This is a genomic window from Pseudanabaena biceps PCC 7429 (assembly GCF_000332215.1).
In the GTDB taxonomy this organism is placed as follows: domain Bacteria; phylum Cyanobacteriota; class Cyanobacteriia; order Pseudanabaenales; family Pseudanabaenaceae; genus Pseudanabaena; species Pseudanabaena biceps.
Map to the genome: position 1 here is coordinate 1 of NZ_ALWB01000285.1, position 5,578 is coordinate 5,578.

Below are 5,578 nucleotides of genomic sequence, written 5' to 3' on the forward strand. Positions count from 1 at the left end.
TTTCAAACACAAGGAATTACCATTGGCTCTGGTGCTGTTGAATCTACTATCAAGCAAATTGGGCGTAGAATCAAAATATCTGGTGCTCAGTGGAAGCGCGATAATCTTCCCCAAGTTCTTAAACATCGTTGCGCTTATCTCAACCTCAATCTTGCCTAAGTATATTTACTCAGTGCCTAATTGAGATGCTCCCGTTACAACTCCTTAGTTAGACTTGAATAAGTATTTTCACAACTAGGCTATAACTTTTAACTCAATTCATAAATCATGGCAAATATCTCTATTGATGCGATCGCCGATCTTCCGCCCCAGTCTGAGCAACCTGAAGACTGGCGGCGATTTTTTGGATTTAGTACCGATCATAAAGTGATTGGGATTCAGTATATTGTTACTTCTTTTTTCTTTTTTCTCATTGGTGGCGTTCTGGCGATGGTGATTCGGGGTGAACTGATTACCCCTGAATCGGATCTGGTCGATCGCGCTGTGTATAACTCCATGTTCACGATGCACGGCACGATCATGCTGTTTCTCTGGACATTTCCCGTACTTCTAGGAATATCTAATTACCTAGTGCCATTAATGATCGGCGCTCGCGATATGGCTTTTCCCCGTTTGAATGCCGTTGCCTTTTGGATGGTTCCCGTATTTGGAATTATCCTGATGGCGAGCTTTTTCGTGCCAGGAGGTTCGGCTCAGTCTGGCTGGTGGGCTTATCCACCCGTAAGTTTGCAAAATCCTACGGGGAATATTGTGAACGGTCAGTTCCTTTGGTTGCTTGCTGTTGCCATTTCGGGCGTTGCTTCGATTATGGGCGCGATTAACTTCGTGACCACGATTTTCCGAATGCGGACTACGGGAATGACTTGGTTCAGAATGCCTGTGTTTGTGTGGACGGTTCTCGCCGCGCAGATCATTCAATTATTTGGATTGCCAGCCTTGACTGCTGGAGCCGTGATGCTACTATCGGATTTGACCTTTGGCACGAGTTTCTTCGATCCCGCTAAGGGCGGCGATCCCGTTCTCTTTCAACATTTCTTTTGGTTCTATTCCCATCCTGCGGTCTATGTAATTATCCTGCCCGTATTTGGGATTTTCTCAGAGATTTTTCCTGTCTATGCCCGTAAGCCGCTCTTTGGATACAAGGTCGTGGCTGTATCTTCGTTGATTATTACGGGATTGAGCGCTGTGGTTTGGGTGCATCATATGTTCGCCAGTGGCACACCTAGCTGGATGCGGATGCTATTTATGGCAACGACGATGCTGATCTCAGTACCGACGGGAATTAAAGTATTTGCTTGGGTGGCGACGATCTGGGGCGGCAAGATCAAGTTAACTACAGCGATGCTGTTTGGATTAGGAGCGCTGGTGATGTTTGTATTTGCAGGAATTACGGGAATCATGCTTGCCTCTGTTCCCGTCGATATTCATGTCAATAATACTTATTTCGTAGTTGGGCATTTCCACTATGTAATTTACGGTGCGGTGGTCATGGGAATCTACGCAGGGCTGTATCATTGGTTCCCCAAAATGACGGGGAGAATGTATTCCGAAGGTTTAGGGAAGCTCCATTTTATCCTCACCTTTATCGGTACGAATGCCTGTTTCTTTCCGATGCATCCCCTCGGTTTGCAGGGAATGCCGCGCCGAGTTGCTTCCTACGATCCAGAGTTTGCCTTCTGGAATGTCATCGCTAGTTTAGGTGGTTTTCTGTTGGGAGTATCGACATTACCATTCTTGCTTAACATGATTGGTTCTTGGGTACAAGGCGAAAAAGCTCCCAAAAATCCTTGGCGGGCGATCGGTTTGGAATGGCTAGTTTCTTCGCCGCCATCCCATGAGAACTTTGAGGAGTTACCAATTGTAATCTCCGAACCCTACGGCTATGGTAAAGATGAACCCTTAGTTTCTAATCCCGATCAATTGGAGGTAAATCATGCAACCAGTTAATACTTCTGTTAGTGAGAATCCTATTTTGGAAGCCGCCCACGAAGCCGCGCATCACGAACATACTGATAATCGTATGTTCGGGTTTGTGGTCTTTCTCCTTTCCGAAAGTGTGATCTTCCTGAGCTTTTTTGCAGGATACATCGTTTATAAGACTACTTCTCTCCATTGGCTTCCCGATGGTGTAACAGGTTTAGAAATTAAAGAACCAACGATTAATACGATCATTCTCGTTTCCAGTAGCTTCACGATCTATATCGCCGAGAAATTCCTCCATAAGAATAATCTTTGGGGCTTTCGCGCCTTCTGGTTGCTAACGATCGCTATGGGTAGTTATTTCCTCTACGGTCAAGCAGTGGAATGGAGTGGTTTAGCCTTTGGCTTTGATGATGGCGTGTTTGGTGGTAGTTTCTATCTGCTGACAGGTTTTCACGGGCTGCACGTTTTAACGGGTGTGCTGTTGCAGCTAATCATGTTAGTGCGATCATTCCTTCCTAATGAATATGACAAGGGTTTATATGGCATTGAGGCGACTTCGCTATTCTGGCATTTTGTCGATGTGATTTGGATTGCATTGTTTACGTTGATATATGTTTGGCAGTGATTAGCGGGCTATTGGCTGTTAGCGATTAGCGATTAGCTTTTAGCGATTAGCGATTAGCGATTAGCTTTTAGCTTTTAGCCTTTTTTAACATGATTTAGTTCTCTCTACATTCTTTAGCTAAATAACTTCTACATTCAATTAAAGCTAACAGCTAACAGCTAAAAGCTAACAGCTAAAAGCCATTTCTAAACAAGGAGAATCCAATGATTATTGATGACCATTATTACGATGTGATTATTGTGGGAACTGGCGCTGGTGGCGGAACCCTTGCCTATAAACTGGCTTCCACAGGTAAGAAAATTCTGATTCTCGAACGTGGTGACTTTATGCCCCTCGAAGAACAGAATCGTAGCAATATCGATATCTTTCAGCGCGATCGCTATCATGCCCCTGAGCAGTGGTATGACCAATCAGGCGAGCCATTTTCGCCACAGACTAACTATGCGATCGGTGGGAATACTAAAATCTATGGTGCGGCTCTCTTGCGGCGGCGCGAGAAGGATTTTGAATCCGTCACTCATCAAGCAGGAATTTCCCCTGAATGGTGCGTGAAGTATGACGAATTTGAGCCTTACTACACTGAAGCCGAAAATCTCTATAAGGTGCATGGCGAGACACAAACTGACAGCACCGAACCAACTCACAGCGCTGATTATCCCTATCCTGCGGTCAGTCATGAGCCTGAGATCCAGAAGATCTATGAGGCGATCGCTAATCAAGGTTTGCATCCATCCACAGTTCCCCTCGGCTTGACCCGCCAAGAGGATGACCCCACTAGCGACTCCGAAGCAAATTGTCTCGTCCCTTCCTTGAAATTTGCCAATGTCACCTTGAAAACCCAAGCCAAAGTCATCAGCCTACATACCAATCCATCGGGGCGATCGGTGAAGGGAGTAGAAGCGGAAGTGGGCGGACAGTCCTATCTCTTTTTAGGTGATATCGTCGTGCTTGCCTGTGGCGCAATCAATTCGGCGGCGTTACTGTTGCGATCGGCAAATGATTCCCATCCCAAAGGGCTTGCCAATAGCTCCGATCAAGTGGGACGGAACTTGATGAAAAGCCTCTTGTCATCAGTAGTCCAACTCAGCACTAAGCCCAATAATGGCTCCTTCCAAAAATCTATCTATGTAAATGATTTCTATTGGGGTGATGCGGATTTCCCCTATCCCATGGGACATATTCAAAACTCTGGCGGACTGCTCACCGACATCATTTTTGCGGAATCGCCTCCCGTATTTTCCATTGTGGCGAAGCTCATGCCCAACTTCGGACTAAAGCAGTTAGCCACCCATTCCATCGGTTGGTGGGCGCAAACGGAGGATTTACCCGACTCCAATAATCGAGTACGTTGGGAAAATAACAAAATCCATATCGATTACAATCCTAACAATACGGAAGCCCACGATCGCTTAATTTATCGTTGGACTGATGTTTTAAAAAATATCGAAAAGTCCCTAGATGGTTTCCGCACTGGTTTCCTGCATCCCCGCGCCGAGTCACCGTTGCAAGTGGTCGCCAATCAATGCGGAACCTGTCGCTTTGGTGATGATCCTTTAACTTCCGTTTTAGACCGCGATTGCCGCGCCCACGACCTCGATAATCTCTATGTGATAGATGGCAGTTTCTTCCCTTCTAATGCGGCGGTGAGTCCTGCATTAACGATTATTGCTAATGCTTTAAGAGTAAGCGATCGGTTGATCGAGAGGTTAAGATAAGCAGCTTTTATACTATTTTCATAGTTTAAAGAGGGTATTTAGTAATAAATAAGCAGGTTTGACTAAATACCCTATAATATTAATTAGATAAATTTTTCCTGTTTAGCCACTACTTATACATTAACCAATCTTGGAACCCTGCTAAGTGTTAGAGAAGATTAGAATTCAGAGATTTAAAAATATTAGTGACATTGAGATTACTTTAGGAGGTATTAATCTTCTTATTGGATCGAATAACGCAGGAAAAAGTAGTATTCAGCAAGCTATTCAATTTGCAGTGTCTGTAGCTCAATCAACAAAACAGCAAAAAGCCCGATGGGATAAAGATCGCTGTCCTTCGTCACTGTCAAGCCAAAATCTAATATATTCCCCTTTGCGAGATATAGAAGCACTAGCCCCAAACGGACGTTTTCAAACAAATAGAGAAAATGGAATAAAAGTAACTTTCATTGACATTGAATATGGACAAGCAGAAGTAACCATAAGCAAAGGCAAAAATAGGAATATTGCAACTAATATTGTGGGAAAGACTCTTGGAACCAAGTTACAAGATATTGAGATACCTTACTCAATTATTGTGCCAGGATTAGCAGGGATTCCATCGTTTGAAGAGTACCGACCACCTTCAGTAGTCCGTAAAGCGGCTGCCAAAGGTGATTCAAATAGTGTTTTCCGAAATATACTATTTCTTCTAAAGAAAGATGAAATAGCTTGGGGGAAATTTATTGAAAAATTTAAATCCGTTTTCTCTGCTTATAATATACAGGTTGCTTTTGACAAGAATGTGGATGAGCATATAAATGCAAAAGTTATTCACAATGGAACTAAGTTACCAATAGACGCTTGTGGAACTGGCATTTTACAGGCAATTCAATTACTCTCTTACTATTATTTGTATAAGCCTAAACTATTAATTCTTGATGAACCAGACTCTCACCTCCATCCTAATAACCAGAGATTAATTGCCCTGTTACTAAAGGAACTCCATAATGAGACTAACTGCCAGATGCTAATCTCGACTCATTCACGACATTTCTTTGAAGCAATAAAGGAAAATGCAGAGACACATTGGATAAGCAATTGCAATCTCATCCAAAACTCAGATGATTATGAAAGAAGTATCTTGATAGAAATTGGGGCTTTAGATAAAGGTGATCAACTTAGAAATGGTGGAATCCCATGTGTTCTTTTAACCATCCTAATAACCAGAGATTAATTGCCCTGTTACTAAAGGAACTCCATAATGAGACTAACTGCCAGATGCTAATCTCGACTCATTCACGACATTTCTTTGAAGCAATAAAGGAAAATGCAG

At 43.3% G+C, this 5,578-nt stretch carries 4 protein-coding genes and 1 pseudogene; all 5 read left to right on the forward strand.

The window, feature by feature from the left end; genetic code table 11:
- Nucleotides 1-159: pseudogene (locus PSE7429_RS25785) on the forward strand (ISKra4 family transposase); the annotation flags it as partial.
- A 108-nt stretch (nucleotides 160-267) separates the two neighbouring features.
- Nucleotides 268-1,947 (forward strand): cytochrome c oxidase subunit I, encoded by a 1,680-nt coding sequence (ctaD, locus tag PSE7429_RS20815; RefSeq protein WP_009629337.1) that lies wholly within the window; start codon nucleotides 268-270, stop codon nucleotides 1,945-1,947.
- Nucleotides 1,934-2,548 (forward strand): cytochrome c oxidase subunit 3, encoded by a 615-nt coding sequence (locus PSE7429_RS20820; RefSeq protein ID WP_009629338.1) that lies wholly within the window; start codon nucleotides 1,934-1,936, stop codon nucleotides 2,546-2,548. The genes ctaD and PSE7429_RS20820 overlap by 14 nt, the downstream gene beginning before the upstream one ends.
- A gap of 203 nt (nucleotides 2,549-2,751) precedes the next feature.
- Complete coding sequence (locus tag PSE7429_RS20825) at nucleotides 2,752-4,263, forward strand: GMC oxidoreductase (RefSeq protein ID WP_009629339.1); 1,512 nt, start codon at nucleotides 2,752-2,754, stop codon at nucleotides 4,261-4,263.
- A gap of 145 nt (nucleotides 4,264-4,408) precedes the next feature.
- On the forward strand, nucleotides 4,409-5,479 hold the full coding sequence (locus tag PSE7429_RS20830; protein WP_009629340.1) for an AAA family ATPase: 1,071 nt from the start codon (nucleotides 4,409-4,411) through the stop codon (nucleotides 5,477-5,479).
- Nucleotides 5,480-5,578 lie beyond the last annotated feature (99 nt).